Raw genomic sequence first — 24,828 nt, 5'->3', positions numbered from 1 at the left:
GCTATCCCTCTTTTCTGTTGCTGAGGGCCTTGCGGATGGAGCCAATGCTCTCCATGATGCGGCGGGTCGGCTCCGGTCGGTTCATGGTATAGAGATGGATGCCGTCGACGCTGCCGCTGGACATGAGATCGATGATCTGGTCGACCGCGTAAGCGATGCCGGCCTCCTGAAGGGCTTCCGGATTGTGTTCATATTTGTCGAGGATGCGCATGAACTTTGGCGGCAGGTTGCAGCCGGACAGCTCCTGGATCTTTTTGATCTGATGGATGTTGAGGACGGGAAGGATGCCTGCCAGGACCGGGGTCTTGATGCCGAGGAGCTCCATCTTCTCTCTGAACTGGTAGAAGAGCTCGTTGTCGAAGAAGAGCTGGGTGATCAGAAAGTCGAGGCCGGTCTTGGTTTTGAATTTGAGGTTTTTGAGGTCGTCTATTTTGTTTCGGGACTCAATGTGGCCCTCCGGATAACAGGCGCCGCCAATCGAGAAATTGTCAAACTTGTGGATGTCCTCAATGAGCTCATAAGCGTACCGGTATTCCGGTGTCCAGCTTTTGTCCTCAAGAAGCGTCTGCGGGATGTCGCCGCGCAGGGCCAGAATGTTTTCAACGCCGCTGGCGCGGATCTTTTCAAGGGTGTCGATCATGCTGGACCTGGAGGAGGTGACGCAGGTGAGGTGGGCAATAGATTCAATGCCATAGGTATTTTTGATTTTGGAGGCAATTTCAATGGTGTTGTCCTGGCTCGTCCCGCCGGCGCCGTAGGTGACGCTGATGAAGTCCGGGCGGAGATCTTTCAGGGCCTCAATAGTTTCATAGATCGTTTCGATAGGGTAATTGGCCTTAGGCGGAAAGATTTCAAAGGAAACAGTCGGCCGGGTGGCAATAAGCATGTCTCTGATTTTCATTGGGGTGACTTCCTTTCATTGGCTATAAATTTGCTGAATTAGGATCAGTGGCCGGGTGTTTCGAAAGTCTTTAAAGATTTCAGGCAAAAAACAAAGCTCTACCGAAGTAGAGCTACGCATGTCGTGATCTCATCTCCCGGTTAAACCGCTGGACTTAGCACCACGCCCTTTTGGGCAGGTTGCCGGACTTCGCAGGGCCAGTTCCCTCCGTCACTCTGGATAAGTGCCATCCCGGACGGATGGCGGCTATTGAATTGAACTAATTATAAAAAGGAAGCGGCCAGATGTCAAGGCGAAATTCAGAATTTTTAGTTCTATTTTCACGTCTTTTTAAAAGTACAATAAGTTTGTAAGGTAAAAGCCACTGAAAGCATTGACTATCAATGGTTACAAAATATAATAAATATTTTCTAAAACCCTTGAATTCGTCCGAAAGTTCTGATATTATACATAACAATATATCGATATTCATTTGCGACGACGGGAAACGGAAAACGCAAACGGTTGCCACAGAGAGTCGACATTTGGTGAGAGTCGACGCAAGTCCGCGCCTTTTCAAATCATCCCTGAGCAGAAACGCTGAACACCTTGTATTTTGAGGCATGTAAGTGTTTTCGGTTGGCCCCGTTATCCGCCCAGGCTTGATAGAGCCGAGTGAGTGGCATTCGTGCAAATAAGGTGGTACCGCGGAATATTCCGTCCTTTCATAGTGAGAGGGCGGTTTTTTTGTTGGGAGAAAAAGGAAAAGCGTCAGAATTGGAGGGCTTTCAAATGGCATTACACATGGTTAAAGACAAGGTAACTTATCACGATTTCGTGGACTTCAAAGCGGCGAAGGAAACTCTTAAGCCGGTGATCCGAGAAACCCCGCTTATTTTCAGCGAGGCATTCAGTGAAGAGTGCGGCAACCGCGTCTACATAAAACCGGAAAATTTGCAGGTCACAGGTGCGTTCAAGATCCGTGGCGCTTTTAATAAAATCAATAAATTAACGGACGATGAAAAGGCCCGTGGCGTGATCGCATCCTCGGCGGGAAACCATGCCCAAGGCGTCGCGCTGGCGAGTACGCGTCTTGGCGTTAAGGCAACCATAGTCATGCCGAAAACGACGCCAATCATCAAAGTGGAGGCTACGAGAAACTTTGGCGCTACTGTTGTTCTCGCGGGCGACTGCTATGATGAAGCTTATGAAGAAGCTATGCGGCTTCAAAAGGAGCAAAACAGCGTCTTCATCCATCCTTTTGACGACCTGGATGTGATTGAGGGTCAAGGGACCATCGGCGTGGAAATCCTTGAAGAGCTGGAGGATGTGGATGTGGTGCTGGTGCCTATTGGCGGCGGCGGACTGATTGCGGGCATTGCGCTGGCTATGAAGCAGCTGAAGCCTTCCGTAAAAATTGTAGGGGTCGAGCCTGAGGGTGCCATGGCTATGAAAGCATCTGTCAAGCAGGACGAGATCGTGTGCCTGACGCATGTGGACACCATTGCGGATGGCGTTGCCGTCAAGAAACCGGGAAAACTGACTTTCGACATCATCCGGGAATATGTCGACGAGATTGTCACTGTCAGCGACCGCGAAATCATGGAGTCCTTCCTGATGCTGCTTGAAAAGCACAAGCTGATCGCGGAGAACTCCGGGGCAGTCGCGCTGGCAGCCCTCAAGAAGCTTCACGTCTTCAACAAGAACGTCGTCAGCGTCGTCAGCGGCGGGAATATTGACGTGGTGACCATCTCCACGCTGATCAACAAGGGTCTCGTCTCACGAGGGCGGCTCTTCTGCTTCAGCGTCGAGCTCCCCGACAAGCCGGGCGAGCTGGTCAGAATCTCCGAAGTCTTGGCAAGACTCAATGCCAACGTCATAGGTCTCAACCACAACCAGTTCAAGAACACCGACCGCTTCATGAACGTGGAGCTGGAGGTCACATGCGAGACCAGCGGCCATGCCCATATTGATGAAATTCAGCGGGAGTTGGCGAAGATTGGGTACAAGGTGAGGAAGGTCTATTAAAATGTAAATAAATGGGTGGAAGGCAGTGTCAGACACCGTCTTCCTTCCAAAGATAAAAGAGAGAGCCCCAGTGAAGCGTCACGGCTTCACCTGGCTCTCTCTTTCATTTGAGTGAAACTCGGTGTCAGCGGCCTTTGGCCTATCGACCCCGAGTTTCTCCCTCCTCTTTAAAGCGCACTCGAAATCTTTCTAATAATCCCCATAGGGGTTTGCTCAAGGTCCTGTCCAAGCGGGTTATCCTTCAGGATTTTCGCAATTTTGAGTCTGTCCATGCCCGGATGGGAGGTGCCCAAAATGACGCCGCTGATGTCGTTGATGTCTGCAATTGCCACCTTGATGCCCCTGAGGTGGGCGCTGATTTCACGGGCGACCTCATCGGGTTTATCCGGCCCCAGGACGACGCACTGGTTGTACGGCGGCAGGGTATTCGGGGTCGGGCCGTCAATGGACGACGCCTTGTAGCCCGCGAGCTGATAAAAGACGCCCTTCTTGCCGAGGGGCTTCGTCACAGCGCTGGCCGCAGCCGCCATTATGATGCGCGCCGTACCGCACTCCCTGAGAGCCATTTCCATGGTTTCAGGAATGCCAAGGCCAATGCCGGCCGGTGTCTTGGTGACGTACTTGGAGAGTACTTTAGCAAGCCTTCGCGGCTTGATATCCTTCATATAATGCGCGCGGCCCTGAGTGATCGCGACGATCTTTTCCGTAATAAACAGGATGTCGTCCTTCTCCAGGTGTTCCCGGGCGTAGGTGTCGACGATTTCCTTCAATTGATCGCCAAACATGACGACATGGGTTTTGATGGGGATGCGCAGGAAGCGCTCGCCGCCAATTTCAATTTCGGGATATTTTACTTTCTTTGGCTTGGCAGGTTGAGCCGGTTGTGCAGGTTGAGCCGGTTGGTTGGGTTCAGTCATGGTCAAATCCTCCATTCAATTGGTCGAGCGGTCATTTGGAGCCCTCGTTGTGCCGATGGTCACCTATCGGCAGAGCACTGGAAGCGATCCGCTGAATCATAGTCGCTTCCGGCGCACCGAGCCGTATTGTTTTATGTAAGCCTCTGGCTGCGAAAAAGAGTGTGATGGCGGGAAAAAGCCAGCTGGACAACGCGTAGGGCAGGTAGGCCGCGGTGGAGACACCGGTGACGGTGGCCACCAGGATGCCGTTGATATTCCACGGAATGAGCGGTACACACACGACGCCGGTATCGCTGATGGTTCGGGCCAGCAAACGGCGGTCGATTTTGAAAGCGTCGTATTTTTCTTTAAAATAATTGCCGGTGATCAGCGAGGTCATGGTTTGATTGCCGGAAACCAGACTGACCAGGAGGCTGATCATGCCCGTGGCAAAGATCAGGTGCCCCTTGGTGTTGAGATGCCTTGAGGCTCTGTCGAGAAGCGGATCGAGACAGCGGATTGTCTGAAACAGGCCACTCAGGGCGGAGGCAATGGCTATGAGGAGCAGCGCGCCCATCATTGAAATCAAACCGCTGCCTGAGAACAAGGCACCTAGGGGACCACTGCCCTTGAGACCACTGAACAGCGGCAACCACTCAAAACCGCCTCCAAGGAGGCCGCTCCCTATGCTGAGGACGAGTGCCGCGCTGAGACTGACCACCATATTCTGACGCAGGACGAGTACGAAAAACAGCATCACTGCGGGCGGGATCAGCTGGCTGGGACCGATTTCAAAGCTCTGCCCCAGAAGCTGCCTGAGGGCGTCCAGAGACTGTGCCTGTGACGCGCTGGCAGAGGGCCCAAATAAACCATAGGATATGGTTGTCATTATAAACACCGGAAGGGTGGATGACAACATATAAACGAAATTTCCTTTCAAATCTGTGCCGGTGATTTCCGAGACGAGGTTAAAATTGCTCGACATGAGGGAGGTACGGTCGCCCGTATAAGCCCCTGACACCACGGCGCCCACGATCATGGCTTCATTCAGTCCAATGCTTCTGGCAATCGCTATGAAGACCAGACCTACGGTGGAGGTGGTCCCAATGCCGGAGCCTAAAATCATGGACACGGCGACACTGGAAAGATATGCGGCCACTGCCAGATTAAAGCCGGAAAAAGCGTCTATGGAATAGGCCATCAAGGTGGCGAGGACCCCGGTCTGCATCCACAGGGGAATGATCATACCCACCAGGGCCAGCATCATGAGCACCGTTTTGACTTTGTAAACACTGTCAAGGGACGACTGAACCAGGGGCTTGAGCGGATAGCCGGCGCGCAGGGCAAGGCCGAGGAAAATCAAATAACCGGTCACCAGCCCCCAGTAGATGGGCTTTCCGAACGCTATGGACGCGCCAAGGGCGAAGATCGTGATCAGCAGTCCCAGGCTGACGACCTGGGTGGACAGGGTCTTTGGCCTGGTGGGATCAACTGCGCTTTTTGTCAATGGCGGCGAGTCTGACACTTTAGACGATTGAGGGTTGTTTTGCTTCGATGACGAAGGATCAGGCATGGCAGACCTCCTGAATTGTGACTGGGATTATTCTTATATTATCATAGATGCCTTGACAGAATAAGTCATCCAGAAAAGTAGGCAAAAAAATTTACGCCTATAACGTGAATTTAACATTAATCGGGTATATTAAAGGGGATAACTCTGGAGGTGCATCTCATGAATTCAAGTACTGCAGGCTCAGGACAGGCTGCTGCGACCGCCCAGCCAAAGACAAAGATTTTGATTATAGAGGACGACCAAAATATTTCAGAGCTCATTCGCTACAACCTGGAAGCCACCGGTTATACGGTCCTCGCGGCTTTTGACGGGGAGACCGGCTACAGGCTGGTCGGAGAAGAACGGCCTGACCTCGTCGTTCTGGATCTGATGCTGCCCAAAATGGACGGCATTGAGATCTGCAACCGGATCCGCCGCACTGAGGAACTGAGCCATACCGCTGTCATCATGGTCACTGCCAGGGGCAGCGAGACTGACCGGATTGTGGGTCTGGAAATTGGCGCAGATGATTACATGACCAAGCCTTTCAGTGTCAGGGAGCTTGAGGCGCGGATCCGCACGGTGCTCAGGCGGGCGAAGGCGCAGCCGGAAGAGGCGGCCAGCACGGGGGTCATCAAGGTGGATGACATCGAAATTGATCTGGACAAGCATGAAGTCAGGAGGGGCGCCAAGGTGTACGTCCTGACCCTCAAGGAATTTTCACTTCTTAAAATGCTGGCGGAAAACCGCGGCAAAGTTCTGACCCGCAACCTGCTTCTGGACGAAATTTGGGGCTATGACTATTTTGGAGAGACAAGAACAGTGGATGTTCACATTCGCCATCTCAGGAGCAAGATTGAGGATGAGCAGCACGGCAACTTGATCGAAACCGTTCGTGGTGTTGGGTACAAACTGAAGTAAGACAGAGGCCGCTGAGCAACACATGACAAAGGATAGGAGCGTCTATGCAAAGAAGATTGTTTTCCATTTTTTCGTTTATCATTATTCTGACGGTGCTGTTTATGGCTCTGATGTCCAACAGCCTGATCCGCCAAAGTTATATGAACGGCATTGAAGAGCGTCTGAGTTCAGATGCCAGGTATATTTCGCGTCTCCTCGAAACGGAAGGAGATGATTTGGGTGACGTGTCGCCGGAGCTTCAGTCCCTGTCCAGGGATCTGGGATTTCGGATTACTTTGATTGCGGCGGATGGGGTTGTCCTCTACGATACCATCCAGCCGGCGGAGACCCTTGAAAATCACGGGGGACGCGCTGAGGTTGTCATTGCCATGGCGGGGCAGGTGGGGCGGAGCAGCAGGACTTCAGCGACCATCGGCACAGAGCTTTTGTATGTGGCGGTACCGAATCCGGCGCCGGACAGCGAGGTGGCCGTCATTCGACTGGCGGTGCCGCTGACGTCAGTGGACCAGTATACGCGCAATCTGATCCAGATTGTCATTGGAGTCGCGGTGATTGGTCTCGTGGCCGCCCTGACCCTGGGGTACCGCTGGCTCGTGTCCCTGATGCGGCCTATCAAGGAGATGAGCAGCGCCACCAAGCGCATTGCGTCGGGGTATTACGGCGAGAAGGTTTATGCGGACTCGGGAGATGAGTTTGGGGAGCTGGCCAGGAGCTTCAACACTATGAGCGATGAGCTGAAGGTCAAACTGGAGGAGACCGGCGCCCAGAATACCCAAATGAACGCCATCCTGTCCAGCGTGCTCAATCCGGTTATTGCGGTGGATAGGGAGCTGCGGATTTTGTTTATAAACGGCTCCGCCAAGAAGATTTTTGGTGCCGATGGTCTCGAGCCCAAAGGCCGCTACATCCTGGACTTCGTGCGCAACTCCAACATGGTGGAGACGCTGACGGGCTTGATGAAAACCAATGAACCGACCGTCCGGGAAATTGAGCTGACTTTTACAGGCCGGGACGTCTACAACGTTTACGCGAATCCAATCCGGGAATTCAAGGAGGGCGGCCGGAACATTGGCGTCGTCATGATTTTTCAGGACATTACGGAAATCAGGCAGCTGGAGACCATGCGCAAGCAGTTCGTCGCCAACGTCTCTCACGAGCTGAAGACGCCGCTGACCAGCATCAAGGGGTTTGTGGAAACCCTTCGCGGCGGGGCGGTGGACGACGTCCGAGTCCGGGATAGATTCCTGGAAATTGTCGAATCGGAAGCCACGCGCCTCAGCGAGCTGATCGATGACTTGCTGATCCTGACAGACATTGAGCGCAGGACGGAGGATGGCGTTTATGAGCCAATCGACATCAGGAAGGCCATCTGTGATGTGGTGCTCATGCTCGAGGACAGCGCGGCGACGAAGTCCATTGCCATTCAGAAGCTGCTGCCTGAGACGCTGCCAATTCTGCATGGAAACCCGAACTGGTTTAAGCAGATGGTGATCAATCTCATTGACAACGCCGTCAAGTATACTCCGGAGGGCGGTCATGTGACGGTCAAGGTGACTTTTGATTCTAAGGATATCACCCTTTCTGTTCGCGACAACGGCATTGGCATTGAGCGGGATCATCTTGGGCGCCTGTTTGAGCGCTTCTACCGGGTGGATAAGGCACGCTCCAGAGATGTGGGCGGTACCGGCCTGGGGCTGGCTATTGTCAAGCATATTGTCCTGGCTTTTGGCGGTGTGATTTCGGTTAAATCCGAGCCGGGCAAGGGCAGCGAGTTTACCGCGAAGCTTCCGAGGACGGATGCGGGGCAGCGGGTGTTATAGAAAAGATATAAGAGATGTAAGCGTTGTAATAGGTACACGAGGGCGTTTATAATGAGGGGGAGGGATGAGGACAATACATTCCTCCCTCTTTCATGACATCATCACTATTGGAGGCACAGCTCAACATGAAACCACAAAATGTAACGCTGATCTATTTCAGCCCTACTGAAAATACGAAAAAGATTGTGGAAGCTATAGGTGCTGGCGCAGGGTCAGTTAGTAAAACTTATGATCTGACACTTCCTCAAAATAGGGAAATCTCAATTGAATTTGGGCCGGAAGATCTAGTGGTTTTTGGCGTACCGGTCTACGCAGGGCGCATTCCGGAATTGATGACAGCATGGCTGGAGCGTCTGAAGGGGCATCAAACGCCGGTGATTATGGCGGTGGTCTACGGAAACCGGGATTACGAAGACGCGCTGATTGAACTCAGGGACTTGCTGACGTCGCGTGGTTTTATAGGTGTGTCCGGCGCTGCCTTCGTGGGTGAGCATTCTTATACCACCCGTGTCGCTTCCGGACGGCCGGATGAAGAGGATCTGGATGTGGCAGAGCGCTTTGGCGCGAAGAGCGCTGAGCTGGCAGCGGCTGCGGTCAAAGGCGCGGAGCATGTGACTGTCAAAGGCAATACGCCGTACAAAGCGCGCGGCGCTATGCCGCCCATGGCGCCGTTCACTACGGAGGCCTGCATTCGCTGCGGGGTTTGCGCAGCCTTTTGCCCGACTGCGGCCATTGACAGCACGGATTTTTCGAGAATCGAAGCAGAGAAATGTATCCGCTGCTGCAGCTGTATCCGAAGATGCCCAACAGAGGCAAAGAGCTTTCGGCATGAAAGCATACTTCAAATTAAGAACCGTTTGATTGAAAATTTTGCGGATGTTCGAAAAACGGTGGAATGCTTTTATATTAAGTAGGGTGGCTGGGACTGCTGTGTTTTGTGACAGACCTTTAAAAAAATGGTAAAAGAGCAGCAGGTGTCAGAAAGTGAAGTAACACCTGCTGCTCTTTTTTGCTGGAATCCCCCTTGACAGGGGGGGCATGCCTATGGTAAAACTAATACATAGATACCCTTATGGGGTATAAACTTTGGTGACGCGGACAGGTTTTAACTTGGTGACGCGGACAACTTTCAACTTGGTGCCAGAGCATTGTAATAATCCTGTAATAATCAAGACACATAAAATATCGCCCATAGAGCGACCCATTAGGAGGAAATGATATGTTAGTTTTAGACCAAAATAATTTCGAACAAGAAGTATTGCAATCAGAAGGTTATGTGCTCGTGGATTACTGGGGTGACAGCTGTGCGCCGTGCTTGGCGCTGATGCCGGACGTCGAGGCCCTCGCTGCGGAATATGAAGGCAAGGTTAAATTTGGAAAGCTCAATACGAATCAGGCACGCCGCTTGGCGATCTCCCAAAAGGTTTTGGGGCTTCCAACCATTATCCTCTACAAAGACGGTCAGAAAATCGCAGACGCGACAAAAGACAGAGCGACGAAGGCTGGCATCAAAGAAATGATCGAAGCACACCTCTAAACCACAGCAAAACCAAGCCAACCCGGAGGTCAAAGCATGACGAAGATGGATCAGATTCAAAAACAGTTCAGCGAAAATTACGAAAGCAACGAAGAGATCATGCGCCGCCTGAAAAGGATTGAGGGTCAGATTAAAGGCATTCAGCGAATGGTGGAAGAAGAAAAGCCATGTCGCGACGTTCTGACCCAGGTTTCGGCCGTTAGGGCAGCAACCAACAAAGTTGGCAGCGCTATTCTCGAAAAATATTACCGGCGTAGTATGGTGGAAATCGCTGCGGGGGATCACCCGGATGAGGCTATGGATGAGCTTCTGGATACAATCCAGAAATTCCTGGGTTTCGTTGAGGCGTAAGAAACGCGACATTCAAAAGTTGGAGAGGTCAGTCGTTGACGCGGATGCTGAAGGTGGGGAAGTGTGACCATCGGCTAAAGCTCTGGGCATTATGGCGACTGGCCTGATTTTTAAAAAATTTAACCCCGCCCACCCCGGGTGGGGAATATAGGACGAAAGACTGGTGACACTATGACAACAACTTCATTTTTCAAATTCCTGGGCAAACTCCAGAAAAACCTGGCCATCAGCATCCCCGCCTTCATGATCCTGGGCGTGCTCGCAGGCAGCTTCTTCAACGTCAGCGCCCTCAAAGGCCTGATCCTGCCGCTGACCTTCTTCATGGTCTACCCTATGATGGTGACCATGGACCTGAAGTCCCTCCTCAAAAAAACCAACACGAAGCTGCAAGTCACCACGCAGCTGGTCAACTTCATCCTCATGCCTGCTGTAGGTTACTTAATAGCCACGACTTTCTTTAAAGATCAGCCCTACCTGGTCCTCGGCATTCTTTTAACCTCGCTCCTGCCAACCAGCGGCATGACCATCAGCTGGACCGGCATGGCGAAGGGCAACATTCAGGAAGCCGTCAAAATGACCGTCATAGGCCTCATCTTGGGCTCCGTCCTGGCGCCGTTTTATCTCGTTTTCTTCCTGGGAACCTCCATCTCCATTCCTATGACGGACATAGCCCGGCAAATCCTTATCGTGGTCTTCCTCCCAATGCTGGCCGGCTACGTCACCCAGCGCGAACTCATCCGCCGACACGGCGCTGAGAAATTTCAAAAGGTCTACAAAACCCGCTTTCCGCTGATCTCCACCCTTGGCGTTCTGATGATCGTGTTCATAGCCGTAGCACTCCGAGCCAAGATCCTGGTCTCAAGCCCTGCACTGGTGCTTCAGCTCCTCGTGCCCCTGGTGCTGATCTATATCCTTAATTTCACCCTCAGCACGCTGATAGGCCGCTTCATGTTCAAACGCGAAGACGCTATTGCCCTCATTTATGGCACTGTCATGAGAAATCTCTCCATCAGCCTCGCCATAGCTATGACGGCGTTCGGCGCGCAGGGGGCAGAAGCCGTCCTGGTGATCTCCCTGGCCTTCGTTATTCAAGCCCAGGCAGCCGCCTGGTATGTCAAGCTGTTCAGTCGGTTCTACCCAGCAAAGGCAGAGCCAGGTAAAGCGGCCGATGGTTTGCTGCAAGCCACAACGAGCAAGTAACTACGAAAAGTGCGGAAGAGGGTGTCAGCGACCTTAACTCATCGCCCCATCTTCCGTCTTTTTACCCCGCCTTTTTTCATTTTCTTCGGCATAACGCACGCCCACGCCGGGTATACATACCCCAATTCAACGCAAAACGTAAAATCCTCACCGGGAGGTGAATGCTGTGAACACCCTCTACGACTGGTTTATGGCACCCCTGGAGGCGCTCCGTTTAAGGTCTGTCAGAAAAACCTTAATGCCCGGCGCCGCGGGAAACGTCCTGGAAATCGGCACCGGTACAGGCGCTAATCTGCCGTTCCTGAACTACGAAAAGGTTAATACCTTGACCCTGAGCGATATAAAAATATCCAATCGGGCGAAAAACTTCAAATTTCCAACAGACCTAAAAGTGGACATGCTGGAAGCGCCGCTCGAAGACCTCAAGCTCTCGGAACAGTCCTTCGACAGTATCGTTTTCACGCTGGTCTTTTGCTCGGTCACCGAACCCCTGGAAGGCCTGAAGCGCGTCTACGATCTCCTGAAGCCCGGCGGCAGGATTTATTTTATTGAACACGTCATGCCGGATCAAAAGCATCACCATGTCCGGAAAGTAGTCAACGGCGTCAACCCCCACTGGCGCAAAATTGCCAGCGGGTGCAATCTGAACCGGGAGACTCTGGAGACTATCAAAGAAGCAGGATTTCTCCTGGAGCGCCACAGTACCTCACTGGGGGGCGCGCTGATCGAAGGCGTGGGCATCAAACCAGTCAAGTAAAATTCACCCAAAGACTAAAAGAAGCCCCTTGATGGACGACGCGTTGGCTGTCTATGCCACGCACGCCCTGCCAAGGGGCTTTTGTTACATGACCAAACCTCCAATTTCACCAATAACCTGTGTCCGGCCCCCTCAAACTGGGTATAGACACTCCCGTAAACTGGAAAATGAACCCCAAGGAGTGAGCCCGTTGAAAATAAACGAAACCAGAGTCAGCCGCCTGGTAGACTATGTCCACGGCGTCCTGAAAAAACAGGACGGCAAGACACTCTACCTAGAGTTTCGCCCTGAAATTGAAGCTGTGACCCCACAGGAGGTCTTTGAAATCCTGTACCGCGTCTGGTCCTCAGGCACTAGCCACGAGGACATCCTCAGCGTCCTAGACAAAGTCATCAACGTGTTTTACCACGCTCTCAGCAACTACAACTGGCCCAAGCCCGAGCCGGGTACCTTTATTGATCTCATGCTGCGGGAAAATGAAGCCATGAACGCGAAGATGGACCAGGTCAAAGCAGTCTTGAAACAGGGGAAAACCCTGGACAACCGTGACAAACTCCTAGCAGCATTGACACCGCTTCTCGAGTTCGACGCCCATTACCTCAAAAAGGAAAACATCCTCTTCCCGGTCATGGAGCAGCGCATGGCGCGCTTCGAAGGCGTCGCTATCATGTGGGCCCTGCACGGCGCCACCCGCACCAGCCTTAAAAGGGTCATGCAAATGCTGACGGAGGCCACTGCCCCTGAGCAGGAAATCAATGCCGAGCTTGGTCAGCTCTTCTTCAATATGATAGGCCTCGACCAAAAGGAGTCTTTGATCCTGTACCCTTGCGCCTCAGAGGCCCTTGATCCCGACACTTTTAAGGCCATGACCCACCAAAGCTTCGAGTATGGCTTCCCGTATCTTGATCCTCAGACCCTCCCAGAGCCTGTTTTTGCCGATGGTCTCGGTGCCCCAAACCCCACCCCCACCTTTCACGGTCTCGAAATCAACACCGGTACCGGCACCCTCAGCGCCGACCAACTGGTGTTGATTCTGGATGCGCTGCCGGTGGACATGACCTATGTAGACGAAAACGATAAGGTCAGATATTTCTCCAGACCAAAAGACCGCTTCTTCCCGCGGTCGGCCGCAATTATAGGCAGAGACGTGCGGTACTGCCACCCGCCGGAGAGCGTCGAAAAAGTCCTCGAGATAGTCCAGGCCTTCAAAGAAGGTCGCCAAGACACCGCCAGCTTTTGGATCGACCTCAGAGGCAGGAAAGTTCTGATCCAGTATTTTGCCCTGAGAACACCCTGTGACTCTGCCGATGGTCCCCCAACCTACCGCGGCGTCCTGGAAGTCAGCCAGGATATTACGGACATTCAGAAGATGGAGGGACAGCGGCGGCTGCTGTCCTGGGAAGGGTAGATATTTTCCGGAAGTAGGCTTTGTTTCACTTGTCCAGATACTTCCCAGACTCCCGAACGCTCAATGGAACCAACTCATGCCGCACCAGAAACGACGCGACCCTCGCCGTCCGAAACAATAATTTTCTGTAAGGACGTGAGGGAATGCGTTTCCATTGGGTATTAATTACCATGAAAGTTTCAGACTCAATCAGACAATACAAACTCTTTCCCCACTCTGGAGGACACTATGTCAGAGAACCTTAAAACTATTAGTCTATCTTCAGAGAAACCCTGCTGCGGCCTTGTTATTGGGAAGTTCATGCCGCTGCACCTGGGACACGTAGCGCTGATCCGGTTTGCGCTGGAGCGGTGTGAGATTCTGACGGTGGCGGTGATTTCGAAACCATCGGACCCCATTTCTAAAGAGATCAGGAGTAAGTGGTTTGAAAAGCTGTTTGGTGCGTCGTTAAGCGTCAGGATCGTGGACCTCAGAGAAGTCCATCTGCCGGTAACCGGGGAACACACACCGGAAGCTGAGGCGGCTTGGACCCGCTATTTCATGGAAGAATTTTCTGAGACGGACATCCTGTTCTCCTCTGAAAGCTACGGTGACGTCCTGGCTGCAGCACTGGGCATTCCCCACTGCCTTTATGATCCAAACAGGGACAGCCACCCAGTCTCAGGCGCGCAAATCCGAAAGCACCCGGAAGCGTTCAGGCACTTCTTGCCAGAACTGGTTTATGAGGATCTGAAGCGCATGCGTTTTTAATAATGAGCTGTGATTCAAATTGGTTTGTTTACGGTATTTATGCTACTTCTTAATTAGCAGCCCCTTTACTATACCCACTGGACCCGCAGTTTTAGAAAACTGTTTGCTTCCAGTGGGCTTTTTTGCGTGTTTGATCTAAGTATTATGCAACAATGGACTTTCCTGGTTGAGGAAGATTTCACCTGAATTTAACACAGACCTAACTTAGAAGAAATAATGGACCTGTATGATGGTTTCAAGGTGGCAGGCGAATAGGAGGTAACATTTTTGAATCGACCAAAACTGGTAAATAATATTCGAAAAATGGACGACATGATGATGACTATGATCATCTTAATTCAAGAGCAGCTTGAATTGACGAAGACCGCTCTGATAAACCAGGACAAAGAGCTGGCTTATCAGGTGAAAAAAATGGACAAACGCATCGATGACCTGGAAATGGAAATCGAACGTGAATGCATTGACGCCATTGCCCTTCAGCAGCCTCTGGCCTGTGATCTCAGGCGGATTGAGTCCACACTCAAGATGATTACGGATCTGGAGCGGATAGGCGACAACAACGTCAACATTGCCCGCATAGTGCTGGCCCAGAAAGAGCGCCTTACGATCAAACCCCTGATCGAGCTGCAGAAGCTGTTTGAGCTGGTAGCCCTCATGCTTCGTCAGTGGACGGACAGTTATGTGCGTTCCAGTGTTGAGCTTGCGGTTCTGACGGCTCGAATCGATGATGAAGTGGACCTGACCTATGAGACTTTTTATCGGGGGATGCTCGAAATTCTGGTAGACCACCCGGAGCAGCGTGACCAAATTGTGGCTTATTTGTTTACCGGCAGATATCTCGAACGGGTGGGCGATCACGTCACCAATCTCTGCGAACGGGTCGTGTATACAGTGAGTGGGGAACGGGTGAGTTTTTAACATCAAGGTGGAATCAAGCCATTCCATAATTGAGGTCCACGAATTGCGGTTCGTTGAACTATAGTGAGGAGGGCACGTGTCAGACGACGCGTGTTTTTCTTGCGTTCCTGCAAGCGGAGGAGGAACGACCAGTCCGCGTGAATAAAAGTATTGAGATTTGGGGGGATTTTGTGTATAGTCAAAAAAATGTGTTTGTTAAATGACCATCGGCTGACTATTTTTGTTTTGGCAGTGGTCACTTATTGCATAAGATAGCAGAAGGCGTTCGGAAGATAGGATAAATTTCATGGAAATATGAGGGGGAAATTCTCTGATGAGAAAAGGTTATGATGCCAAGTTAAAGGAAGTTAAGGACTTAATTCTCGAAATGGGCAATATTGTGGCAGATGAGATTGAAATAGCCATGGTGGCACTGCTGACTCAGAATGCTGAGCTGCTCGCGCGGGTCAGGGAGCTCGAAGAGCAGTCAGATGTGCTGGAGCATAAGATTGAGGATACCTGCGTCAGCCTTGTAGCGCTGCAGCAGCCTGTAGCGAAAGACCTGAGACTGATCACGTCAGCACTGAAAATTGCGACAGACCTCGAGCGTATGGGTGACCACGGTGTGAATATTGCCAATGTGGTAGAGCGGCTGAGCAAGGAAACCTACATCAAGCCCCTGGTGGATCTGCCCAAGATGGCGTCTCTGGTCAATAAAATGATCCGCGGCAGCCTTTCCAGCTTCGTGCATGAGGACATGGACGAGGCCTGCAAAATGGCGGAGCTGGATGATGAGGTGGACGCCATTTACGAAAAGATCTACATGGAGCTGCTGGGGATGCTGGCAGGGAATAAGGAGATCATGAACCAGGTCATCGACCTGCTGTTTGTGGGCCGTTTCCTGGAAAGAACAGCAGACCACGCTACCAATATCTGCGAAGCCGCCATCTATCACGCCAGCGGGAAGCGTATGGAGTTCTAACGAGGAAAAAGGGAAGGCAGTGCCAACAATGGCCCAGCCTTCCCTTTTTGAATACAATGAAATTTGATGTCACTATGGCGAGGAAGTGAAATAGATTGTGTACAACTTAATTCATTTCCTCCGCATACCTGCCTGACAAACCCTACCTATGTTAGACGATATCCAATCTGTCCAGGGCGAATGCGGTGTGGAGGCGGCGGAGGGCCTCATCGCACTTTTCGGAGTCGATGATGCAGGAGATTTTGATCTCGGAGGTGCTGATCATCTCAATGTTGATGCCAAGATCATACAGTGTGCCGAAGAGCTTGGACGCGACCTCGGCGTTGCCTGTGATGCCGGTGCCGACAATTGAGATTTTGGAGACATTTTCCTTCTCGAGGACATCTCCCTGACCGCCAATTTCCCTCAGATATTCGCGGCTGACCTGAGCGGCCTCGTGGAGGTCGTCCAGCGCCACCGTGAAGGAAATGTCGTTTTTGGCAGCATGGTTCAGGTTCTGGATAATCATATCAATGGTGATGTGGTGGTCTGCGAGCTTCTTGAAAAGTCCGAAGGCAATGCCCGGCTGGTCAGGGACATTGGCGACGGCAATGCGGGCAATGTTATTGTCGAGCGTGACGCCACGCACGAGTACTTGTTCCATACGATTCACCTCTACGACCCGGGTTCCGGGATGATCACTGAAAGTTGAGCGGACGACGAGCGGGACATCATATTTTCTGGCGAGCTCTACGGAGCGCGGGTGCAGGACCTGGGCGCCAAGCTTGGCGAGCTCGAGCATTTCATCATAGCTGATTTCTGGGATCTGGTCAGCCTGGGGCACCTTGCGGGGATCTGCAGTGAAGACGCCTTCGACGTCTGTGTAAATCTCGCAAAGGTCCGCTTTGACTGCCGCTGCCAGAGCAACCGCGGTGGTGTCGGAGCCCCCGCGACCCAGAGTGGTGATGTTCCAGTCCTTTGTCACCCCTTGGAAGCCGGCGACTATGACGATCTTTCCATCGGCTAATTCTTTTAAAACGCGGGTAGGGTCAACGCTGGCGATCCGTGCCTTTTTGTGGGCCGTGTCCGTCAAAATGCCGGACATGCCGCCGGTCAGTGAAATGACGGGCTCGCCGGCCGCCTCAATGGCCATGGCCAGAAGGGAAATGGAGATTTGCTCACCTGTGGAGAGCAGCATGTCCATTTCGCGGGAAGACGGGTGGGGATTGATCTGAGCGGCTTTCTCGATCAGCTCGTCGGTGGTGTCCCCCATGGCGGAGACGACGACGATCACGTCATTGCCATTTCTTTTATTTTCCACGACGCGCCTGGCGACGTGCTGGATGCGTTCGACATTGGCGACGGAGCTGCCGCCATACTTTTGTACAATAGTTCCCAAGTTACATCACCTCAAGACTTACGCCGCTGTGGCAGATTTCGAGTTCATAGGTTTTCCATTCCAGGACTTGCTCGTCGAGCTGTGGCCGGATCCGTTCGCAGAAATCCGTATCATCCTCCGGTACGAGGGCGATCAGTGTCGGGCCGGCGCCGCTGATGAATTCTCCCAGGGAACCCGCCCTGCGGCAGAGCTCAAACACTGCCTCTGCACCGGGAATCAGGCGCAGTCTGTAAGGCTGGTGGATCCGGTCGCCCAGGGCTACCCGCAGTTTATTGAACTCGCCGCGGCAAAGAGAGGTGACCAGCAGCGCAGCGTGGGAGACGTTGTAGACCATGTCTGCCCGGGAATAGGTATCCGGCAGAACGGAACGCGCCATGCGGGTGGAGAGCTTGTAATCCGGCACCATGACGACCAACTTGAGGCCAGTCGCGAGCTTGACCTGACTTGACAGGATTTCGCCATTTTCACCCACTGCTGAAATCACCATGCCGCCTTCGATACAGCTGACCACGTTATCCGGGTGGCCTTCAAATTTCGTGGCCAGTGCTGAAATTTCTTCCTTGGTCATTTTTCCGCCCATCAGGTAGTTGGCGGCGTAAATGCCAGCCACAATGGAGGCGGCGCTGCTTCCCAGACCGCGAGAGACGGGAATGGCACAGCTTTTGGAACGGATTTTATAGCCTGGAACCTTATAGTTGAATAAGTCGAAGACGTTTGCCATGGTCGACAGAACGAGGTTTTCCTCATCTCCGAAGGTCGATCCATCCTCCCACTGAAAGTCGAAGACGCCGTTTGCTTTTTCGACTTCAATTTCGTTAAACAGGCTCAGTGCCACACCCAGGACGTCGAAGCCCGGGCCAAAGTTCGCGGATGTGGCGGGGACTCTGATTCGCAGCATTTACTTCAACCCCTTCAGGACAGCGGCCTCGATCGCATTATAATCGTCATCAATGACCTCTGACATATTGGCGTATTTTATAGCAGTATCAGGATCTTTCAGGCCGTTGCCGGTGAGAACGCAGACCACGCGGGCGCCTTTTTCGATTTTGCCTGCTTCGTAGGCTTCCTTGAGACCGGCGACAGAGATGCAGGATGCCGGCTCTGCGAAGATGCCTTCTGACGTGGACAGCATGCGGTAGGCTTCCAGGATTTCGTCATCCGTGCGCTTGCCGATGAAGCCGCCTGACTCCTCAAGGGCTGCGGTTGCCTGCTTCCAGCTGGCAGGATTGCCTATGCGGATGGCAGTCGCAATGGTTTCAGGGTTTTTAACAATAGCGCCGTCAACAATTGGCGCGGAGCCGGCAGCCTGCCAGCCAAAGAGTCTTGGCAGACCTTGTGCGCGTCCGAAAGCCTTAAACTCCTTGAAACCTTTCCAGTAAGCCGTGATGTTGCCGGCATTGCCGACCGGGATGAAGAGGTAATCCGGCGCGTCGCCCAGGGCATCTACGATTTCAAACGCCGCAGACTTCTGGCCTTCAATGCGGTATGGGTTGACAGAGTTAACCAGGGTCACCGGATGATTGTCAGACACTTTGCGGACCAGTTCCAGGGCCACGTCGAAGTTGCCTTTGATAGGCAGGATCTCGGCGCCATAAGCGACGGCCTGAGCCAGCTTGCCAAGGGCAATCTTGTTGTCCGGGATCAGAACGAAAGCTTTCATGTTGGCGCGGGCCGCATAAGCAGCCGCGGAAGCAGATGTGTTGCCCGTGGAGGCACAGATGACAGCGCGGGCGCCCTCTTCGAGGGCTTTCGTGACGGCCATGGTCATGCCGCGGTCCTTGAAGGAACCCGTCGGGTTGAGCCCGTCGTATTTTAAGTAAATTTCAATGCCCGGAAAACGCTTTTCGAGATTATAAGCCCGGATCAGCGGCGTGTCGCCTTCGGACAAGCTGACGACACAAGTTTTATCGCTGACGGGAAGAAATTCGCGGTAACGGTTTATAAGTCCTGTATACATGAGTCGGCCCCCTAGTCGTACATTAAGAAATATTTGACGTCTTGAACGAAGTTCTGTGACTTCATTTCAACGATTTTTTCATAGAGCTCAAGCTCGTCCTCGGTTTCGACGACGAAAAAGACATTGTCGAGATCGTTGAGGCGGTAGAGCTTCAGCGCGTGGATTGGGAAGGACCCGAGAACCAAGTCGATGGTCTCCGGCATGCTGGTGACCTTCAGGCGGACCAGCCATTTGGAGCGGCGTGCGTAGTATTTGGAAAGCTTGTAGTTGGTGTCGTCGTTGAGAGGCAGGACCATGTCCGTCTTGCCGGTCAGAACGTCGAGGAGGTCGCCGTAGACCGCGCTGGCGGTCGGGAACTTGCCGGCGCCTTTTCCGGTGAACATGACTTTGCCCACGGCGTCGCCTTCCACTTCAACGGCGTTAAATTCATTGTCGATGTGCCCCAGGGCGCTGTGCTTGTGAACCAGTGCCGGCCGAACCGAGCAGTGGATCTCACTGCCATCCCGGGTGCTGACTGCCAGGAGCTTGATCTTGCGGTCGATGTCCCGGGCGTTTTGGATGTCCGTCTTGGTGACGCCGTCCACGCCTTCGACTTTGATCTCTTTCCAGCGGATCATCTTGTCGTACGCAATCGAGGAGAGGATGCAGAGCTTCCTGGCGGCGTCGTAGCCTTTGACGTCCGCAGTTGGGTCGGCTTCCGCGAATCCGGCTTCCTGAGCCATTTTCAAGGTTGTGTCGTACTCCAGGTTTTCCTCATACATCTTGGTGAGGATGAAGTTGGTCGTGCCGTTGACTATGCCGGCGATAGATCCAATCCGGTTCCCTTTAAGGGACTCCCTGAAAGGCTTGATGACCGGGATGCCGCCGCCCACCGCCGCTTCGAAGCTGACGCTGGCGTTGTTTGTGCGCGCGATTTCCATGAGCTCCAGGCCGTATTCGGCGATCAGATCCTTGTTGGCGGTCACGACGCTGACGCCGCGTTCGAGGAGCGTTCTGACGTACGTGTTCGCAGGTTCGATGCCGCCCATGACCTCGATGACGATGTCCGGCTGCTGCGCCAGGATCTCGTCGAAGGAGGTGGTCAGGAGACCATCGGCACCCCTGCCCTTGTATTTCTCGGGATCTCTGACGAGGATGCCCGTCAGCTGCATTTCGTTGTGATACTTGCTTTTAAGGTAGGCGCGGTTGCGCTCGATCAGTTCCATGACGCCTGAGCCCACCGTGCCGAACCCCAACATAACCACTCGTTTCAAATTGTTCACCACCTATGTTTATGAGTCTATTCGATTGCGACGATGTTCATTTTCTTGACGCCTCTTGAGCTGCGCAGGGTCTCGATCAGCTCGTCGAAGGTGCACTGGATTTCGCTGATGTCAAAGGTGATCGAGGCGTTGGCGATGCCGTTGATAGGCGCGTCCTGGCTGATGGTCATGACGTTGCAGTTTTTCTCGGCGATGGTCTGCAGGAACTGGCTGAGCACGCCGGATTCGTGGGAGAGCAGGAGCGAGATGGTGATGCGCTTGCCCATGGCGCCCTCGGCGAGAGGGAAGACATGGTCGCAGTACTTATAGTAGGTGCTGCGGCTGATGCCGACGGCTTTGACCGCGTCTGTCACGCCGTCAAAGGTGCCGTTTTTAAGCAGCTCTTTGGCCTCGAGGACTTTGACGTAGACCTCTGGGACCGCTTCGACGCTGAGGATGATGAATTTGCTCTTGTCCAAGGTGATCCTCCTTCGGTTTCTCCTCTTGCTTGTGCCTTGCATTTTTACGTTTGTGTTCGGTGATTGGTGATTTTGTAATTTTGTGGTGCGTGAATGGTGCGTTTGATAGATTGGTTTTGTGGTGACCGCCGTACGCGGACAAATGATAAAGGCTTAAAAGCGTGTCCGCCGATGGTCATGTAAAGTGTATTTCAAATCGTAGGAAATTGTATTTTAAAACAAACATTATCTCTGTTTCTCGTACAACTGTCCGCTTGAGGGATACTATAACATGCTGGGGCGGACAGTGTCAAGCAAAAAGGAGGCTTTGAGCCCCGTTATTCATTTGTTTTTTTGGATGAAATTTCTATCTTTTTGTTATCGCCGGCCGCCTGCATTTCTGCGGTGCCAAACACCTATAACCCTTCTTGTGAGCGGATTTCGCTGCGGGCTTCGCCCTGCTGGATGGGCTCAAAGCTTTAATTGGAAGACGCGGAAGTGACGTGGTGGTTTCATCAGGTGAAAGTGTTCGCGAAAAAATACTTGGGTTTTTCACATGCGGACAGAGGGGCGAAGTGGCTGTGGTGGAAGACGGTGTCTGACACCAGCTTCCACCCAATAACTGCCAGGAGGATGGCGTCGGCGGTAAAAGCTTATCGACTTTTGCTTCCGTTTACATTAACGTCCGTGATTGGGTGGGGGTGACCATCGGCAAAAGCATTTGTTTTTTGGAGATTAGTGATGCGGCACTAAAGAAAAACTTGATGCCGCTTGTTTCGGTGGACGCGGTTTCTGGTATTAATAAAAGGAGGTGATGAGCATGAAAAAACGGACTGAAAATTTGAACGAGTTTATTCAGCATTACCCTGAAGTTTATGAAGCGTATAGGCAGTACGGCAAGGCGGTGCATGAGGAAGGCGGGCCGCTGGAGGAGAAGACGCGGTGGCTGATCAAGGTGGCGCTGTCGGCGTCGTCTGGGTATAAGTTCGCGCTGAGGACCCATGTGGAAAAGGCGAAGAAGGCGGGCTGTACGGTGGAAGAGATTGAGCATGCCATTTTGCTCATAGCGCCAACTGTAGGCTTTCCTAAGATGATGGAAGCCATGATGGTGATTCATGAGGAAGAGACGTAACAGCAAAGACGTGCACAAACAGAAGTGGCCCCGCCCAACTGAAAGCTCGCTTTCAGTTGGGCGGGGCCACTTCTGTTTGTATAGGGCGCAGCCCGCGCCCGAAGCGCAGGCTGAGGCTGAGCGCAGTGAGGCCTCGGGTGAAGCGAGGGGCACGTCTGGTAGAGTGAGATGTGACTTTCCAGAAGGGCGCAGCCCGCGCCCGAAGCGCAGGCTGAGGCTGAACGCAGTGAGGCCTCGGGTGGAGCGAGGGGCACGTCTGGTAGAGTGAGATGTGACTTTCCAGAAGGGCGCAGCCCGCGCCCGAAGCGCAGGCTGAGGCTGAGCGCAGTGAGGCCTCGGGTGGAGCGAGGGGCACGTCTGGTAGAGTGAGATGTGACTTTCCAGAAGGGCGCAGCCCGCGACCGAAGCGCAGGCTGAGGGTGAGCGCAGCGAGGCCTCGGGTGGAGCAATAGGCGCAGCCGCGAGGGGCACGCCAGGCAAGCCATGGTACAACATGAAATATTACAGGATTATTACAAAGCTCTGGCCCCAAGTTAAAACTTGTCCGCGTCCCCAAGTTGAAACTCGTCCGCGTCCCCAAGTTGAAACTCGTCCGCGTCCCCAACCCAGAACTTGTCCGCGTCCCCAAAAAAAATCATCCCTTTACGCACGCGCGTTCTGTTATAATAGTCCTGTGTGACCATTTTGAGAGGTGTTTTTTGTGGTGAAACAAACGAGAACTTATGATAATGAGAGCATTACCTCCCTGAAGGGTGCCGATCGGGTGCGGAAGCGTCCATCGGTTATTTTTGGGTCGGATGGGCTGGAGGGCGCGAAGCACACGTTTTTTGAGGTGCTGTCCAACTCCATCGACGAAGCCAGGGAAGGGTACGGCAAGGAAATTACGGTCATACGGCACGCGGACCGGTCGATCAGCGTCATCGACAAAGCCAGGGGCATTCCGGTGGAGTACAACAAGCCGGAGGGCCGCTACAACTGGGAACTGATCTTCTGCGAGCTCTACGCCGGAGGCAAGTACAACAACATCAGCGGGGAGACCTATGAGTACTCCCTTGGCCTCAATGGACTGGGCCTCTGCGCTACTCAGTACAGCTCGGAGTACATGGACGTCGAGATCATCCGCGACGGCCACCTCTACGCCCTTCACTTCGAAAAAGGCGAAAACGTCGGGGGACTCTACAAGGAGCTGACGAAGCAAAAGCAGACGGGCTCGACCATCAAATGGCGCCCGGACCTGGACGTCTTCACGGATATAGCCATTCCAAGCGAGTATTTCGAGGAAGTCCTCAAGCGCCAGGCCATCGTCAACAAAGGACTGCGCTTCATCTACCAGGACGAGGAGTCCAACACGACGCGGGAATACATCTACGACAACGGTATTGTGGACTACCTGGAGGAGATTGGTGACGACAAGCGGTTCACCCAGATCCTGTACTATTCTGATGAAGGTGTGGGACGGGACCGGCCAGACAAACCGGAGTACAAAGTCAAAGCGGAGATGGCCTTTTGCTTCAATAATGAAGTCAACGTCATTGAGTACTATCATAACTCGAGTTTCCTCGAGCATGGCGGCTCCCCGGACAAGGCTGTAAAAAGCGCCTTTACGGCGGAAATCGACCAATACATCAAAAAGCAAAACAAGTACCAGAAAAACGAAAAGAAGATCAACTTCATCGACATCCAGGACAGCCTGGTGCTGGTGGTGAACTCCTTCTCGACCATGACCAGCTACGAAAACCAGACCAAGAAAGCCGTCACCAACAAGTTCATCCAGGACTTCATGACGGAATTCATCCGCAAGAAGCTTGAGGTCTACCTCATCGAGAACGCGGAGGAAGCGGACAAAATCATTGATCAGATCCTGATCAACAAGCGCAGCCGGGAAAAGGCGGAGTCCACGCGTCTCAACCTGAAAAAGGCCCTGAGCAGCAAGACGGACCTCATGAGCAGGGTCAAAAAGTTCGTCGACTGTCGGACCAAAGACCTGGACCGCCGAGAAATCTACATAGTGGAAGGCGACTCCGCCCTCGGCGCCTGTAAGCTGGCACGGGACTCGGAGTTCCAGGCCCTGATGCCTATTCGAGGCAAGATCCTCAACTGCCTGAAGGCGGACTACGACAAGATCTTTAAAAGTGAGATCATCATCGATCTTATAAGGGTCCTGGGCTGCGGCGTCGAAATCAAGTCCAAGCACGCCAAGGAGTTCGATACCTTCAACCTGGACAGCCTCAACTGGGACAAGGTCATCATCTGCACCGACGCGGACGTGGACGGCTTCCAGATCCGCACCCTGGTCCTGTCCATGATCTACGCCCTCATGCCGACCCTGATTCACGAGGGCAAGGTCTTCATTGCCGAGACGCCGCTCTACGAGATCACCGCCGGCAAAAAGACCCTGTTCGCCTACAGCGACAAGGAAAAGACGGAGATGCTCCAGGGCCTCAAAGGCCAGTACACCCTCCAGCGATCAAAGGGTCTCGGCGAGAACGACCCGGAGATGATGTGGCTCACGACCATGTCTCCGGACACCCGCCGCCTGATCCGCATTGAGCCCGAGGACGTCGAGCGTACGGAGAAGATGTTCGAGGTTCTGCTGGGGGACGACCTGGAAGGACGCAAAGAATTCATCGAGCAGTACGGGTATGAGTACCTGGATCAGCTCGACTTAAGCTAAGAGGTGAAA

22 protein-coding genes, 1 riboswitch and 1 other annotated feature are annotated in these 24,828 nt (G+C 53.0%); of the genes, 14 read left to right on the top strand and 8 right to left on the bottom strand.

Translation table 11 applies throughout. The annotated features are described in order from the left end of the window. Position 1 precedes the first annotated feature (1 nt). Positions 2-901 (bottom strand): methylenetetrahydrofolate reductase [NAD(P)H], encoded by a 900-nt coding sequence (metF, locus tag AC4PHM_RS06270; RefSeq protein WP_492020039.1) that lies wholly within the window; start codon positions 899-901, stop codon positions 2-4. A 126-nt stretch (positions 902-1,027) separates the two neighbouring features. Further along, positions 1,028-1,127: riboswitch (SAM riboswitch) on the bottom strand. Positions 1,128-1,369: 242 nt separating this feature from the next. After that, positions 1,370-1,608 (top strand) — a binding site (T-box leader). Positions 1,609-1,672: 64 nt separating this feature from the next. On the opposite strand from metF, the gene ilvA reads away from it, so the two are divergent. Continuing rightward, a complete protein-coding gene (gene ilvA, locus AC4PHM_RS06265) occupies positions 1,673-2,908 on the top strand; it encodes a threonine ammonia-lyase (RefSeq protein WP_492020038.1) in 1,236 nt (411 codons plus the stop codon). A gap of 167 nt (positions 2,909-3,075) precedes the next feature. Here ilvA and AC4PHM_RS06260 read toward each other — a convergent pair whose 3' ends face one another. Then, positions 3,076-3,825, bottom strand: a complete 750-nt coding sequence (locus tag AC4PHM_RS06260; RefSeq protein WP_492020036.1) for a coenzyme F420-0:L-glutamate ligase — start codon at positions 3,823-3,825, stop codon at positions 3,076-3,078. 31 nt (positions 3,826-3,856) lie between these two features. Next, positions 3,857-5,377, bottom strand: a complete 1,521-nt coding sequence (locus AC4PHM_RS06255) for a Na+/H+ antiporter NhaC family protein (protein WP_492020034.1) — start codon at positions 5,375-5,377, stop codon at positions 3,857-3,859. A gap of 159 nt (positions 5,378-5,536) precedes the next feature. Between AC4PHM_RS06255 and AC4PHM_RS06250 the strand changes: the two genes are divergently transcribed. From AC4PHM_RS06250 to phoU (AC4PHM_RS06200), 11 genes are all read left to right on the top strand, one after another. After that, positions 5,537-6,277: a response regulator gene (locus tag AC4PHM_RS06250; protein WP_492020032.1), complete on the top strand. Its 741-nt coding sequence runs from the start codon at positions 5,537-5,539 to the stop codon at positions 6,275-6,277. A gap of 44 nt (positions 6,278-6,321) precedes the next feature. Further along, positions 6,322-8,097 (top strand): two-component system histidine kinase PnpS, encoded by a 1,776-nt coding sequence (gene pnpS / locus AC4PHM_RS06245; protein WP_492020031.1) that lies wholly within the window; start codon positions 6,322-6,324, stop codon positions 8,095-8,097. 125 nt (positions 8,098-8,222) lie between these two features. Continuing rightward, positions 8,223-9,011 carry an EFR1 family ferrodoxin gene (locus AC4PHM_RS06240; protein WP_492020030.1) on the top strand — a complete coding sequence of 263 codons (789 nt, stop codon included), beginning with the start codon at positions 8,223-8,225 and terminating at the stop codon, positions 9,009-9,011. Between the two features lie 305 nt (positions 9,012-9,316). Then, on the top strand, positions 9,317-9,634 hold the full coding sequence (trxA, locus tag AC4PHM_RS06235; protein ID WP_492020029.1) for a thioredoxin TrxA: 318 nt from the start codon (positions 9,317-9,319) through the stop codon (positions 9,632-9,634). 36 nt (positions 9,635-9,670) lie between these two features. Continuing rightward, complete coding sequence (locus AC4PHM_RS06230; RefSeq protein WP_492020028.1) at positions 9,671-9,985, top strand: metal-sensitive transcriptional regulator; 315 nt, start codon at positions 9,671-9,673, stop codon at positions 9,983-9,985. Between the two features lie 171 nt (positions 9,986-10,156). Beyond that, complete coding sequence (locus AC4PHM_RS06225; protein ID WP_492020027.1) at positions 10,157-11,185, top strand: arsenic resistance protein; 1,029 nt, start codon at positions 10,157-10,159, stop codon at positions 11,183-11,185. 166 nt (positions 11,186-11,351) lie between these two features. Beyond that, positions 11,352-11,942, top strand: a complete 591-nt coding sequence (locus AC4PHM_RS06220) for a class I SAM-dependent methyltransferase (protein ID WP_492020026.1) — start codon at positions 11,352-11,354, stop codon at positions 11,940-11,942. Between the two features lie 190 nt (positions 11,943-12,132). After that, positions 12,133-13,350: a DUF438 domain-containing protein gene (locus tag AC4PHM_RS06215; RefSeq protein ID WP_492020025.1), complete on the top strand. Its 1,218-nt coding sequence runs from the start codon at positions 12,133-12,135 to the stop codon at positions 13,348-13,350. Positions 13,351-13,578: 228 nt separating this feature from the next. Continuing rightward, a complete protein-coding gene (locus AC4PHM_RS06210; protein ID WP_492020024.1) occupies positions 13,579-14,100 on the top strand; it encodes an adenylyltransferase/cytidyltransferase family protein in 522 nt (173 codons plus the stop codon). A 267-nt stretch (positions 14,101-14,367) separates the two neighbouring features. Next, entirely contained in the window at positions 14,368-15,018 is a 651-nt protein-coding gene (gene phoU / locus AC4PHM_RS06205) for a phosphate signaling complex protein PhoU (protein ID WP_492020023.1), read from the top strand. Positions 15,019-15,331: 313 nt separating this feature from the next. Further along, positions 15,332-15,979 (top strand): phosphate signaling complex protein PhoU, encoded by a 648-nt coding sequence (gene phoU / locus AC4PHM_RS06200; RefSeq protein ID WP_492020022.1) that lies wholly within the window; start codon positions 15,332-15,334, stop codon positions 15,977-15,979. 151 nt (positions 15,980-16,130) lie between these two features. On the opposite strand, the gene AC4PHM_RS06195 is transcribed toward phoU (AC4PHM_RS06200), so the two are convergent. Genes AC4PHM_RS06195 through AC4PHM_RS06175 form a run of 5 tightly spaced genes read right to left on the bottom strand, consistent with a single transcriptional unit; the run spans position 16,131 to position 21,034 of the window. Then, positions 16,131-17,357, bottom strand: a complete 1,227-nt coding sequence (locus AC4PHM_RS06195; protein WP_492020021.1) for an aspartate kinase — start codon at positions 17,355-17,357, stop codon at positions 16,131-16,133. A 1-nt stretch (position 17,358) separates the two neighbouring features. Further along, on the bottom strand, positions 17,359-18,255 hold the full coding sequence (gene thrB / locus AC4PHM_RS06190) for a homoserine kinase (RefSeq protein ID WP_492020020.1): 897 nt from the start codon (positions 18,253-18,255) through the stop codon (positions 17,359-17,361). Next, entirely contained in the window at positions 18,256-19,314 is a 1,059-nt protein-coding gene (gene thrC / locus AC4PHM_RS06185; protein WP_492020019.1) for a threonine synthase, read from the bottom strand. Between the two features lie 11 nt (positions 19,315-19,325). Further along, positions 19,326-20,558: a homoserine dehydrogenase gene (locus tag AC4PHM_RS06180; protein ID WP_492020474.1), complete on the bottom strand. Its 1,233-nt coding sequence runs from the start codon at positions 20,556-20,558 to the stop codon at positions 19,326-19,328. Between the two features lie 35 nt (positions 20,559-20,593). Then, entirely contained in the window at positions 20,594-21,034 is a 441-nt protein-coding gene (locus tag AC4PHM_RS06175) for an ACT domain-containing protein (RefSeq protein WP_492020018.1), read from the bottom strand. Between the two features lie 799 nt (positions 21,035-21,833). On the opposite strand from AC4PHM_RS06175, the gene AC4PHM_RS06170 reads away from it, so the two are divergent. Next, positions 21,834-22,145 carry a carboxymuconolactone decarboxylase family protein gene (locus tag AC4PHM_RS06170; RefSeq protein ID WP_492020017.1) on the top strand — a complete coding sequence of 104 codons (312 nt, stop codon included), beginning with the start codon at positions 21,834-21,836 and terminating at the stop codon, positions 22,143-22,145. 703 nt (positions 22,146-22,848) lie between these two features. Further along, complete coding sequence (locus AC4PHM_RS06165; RefSeq protein WP_492020016.1) at positions 22,849-24,819, top strand: DNA gyrase/topoisomerase IV subunit B; 1,971 nt, start codon at positions 22,849-22,851, stop codon at positions 24,817-24,819. Positions 24,820-24,828 lie beyond the last annotated feature (9 nt).

The sequence above is a fragment of the Acidaminobacter sp. QWL-03 genome, assembly GCF_058683855.1.
This window is presented reverse-complemented; position numbering and strand designations above follow the sequence as displayed.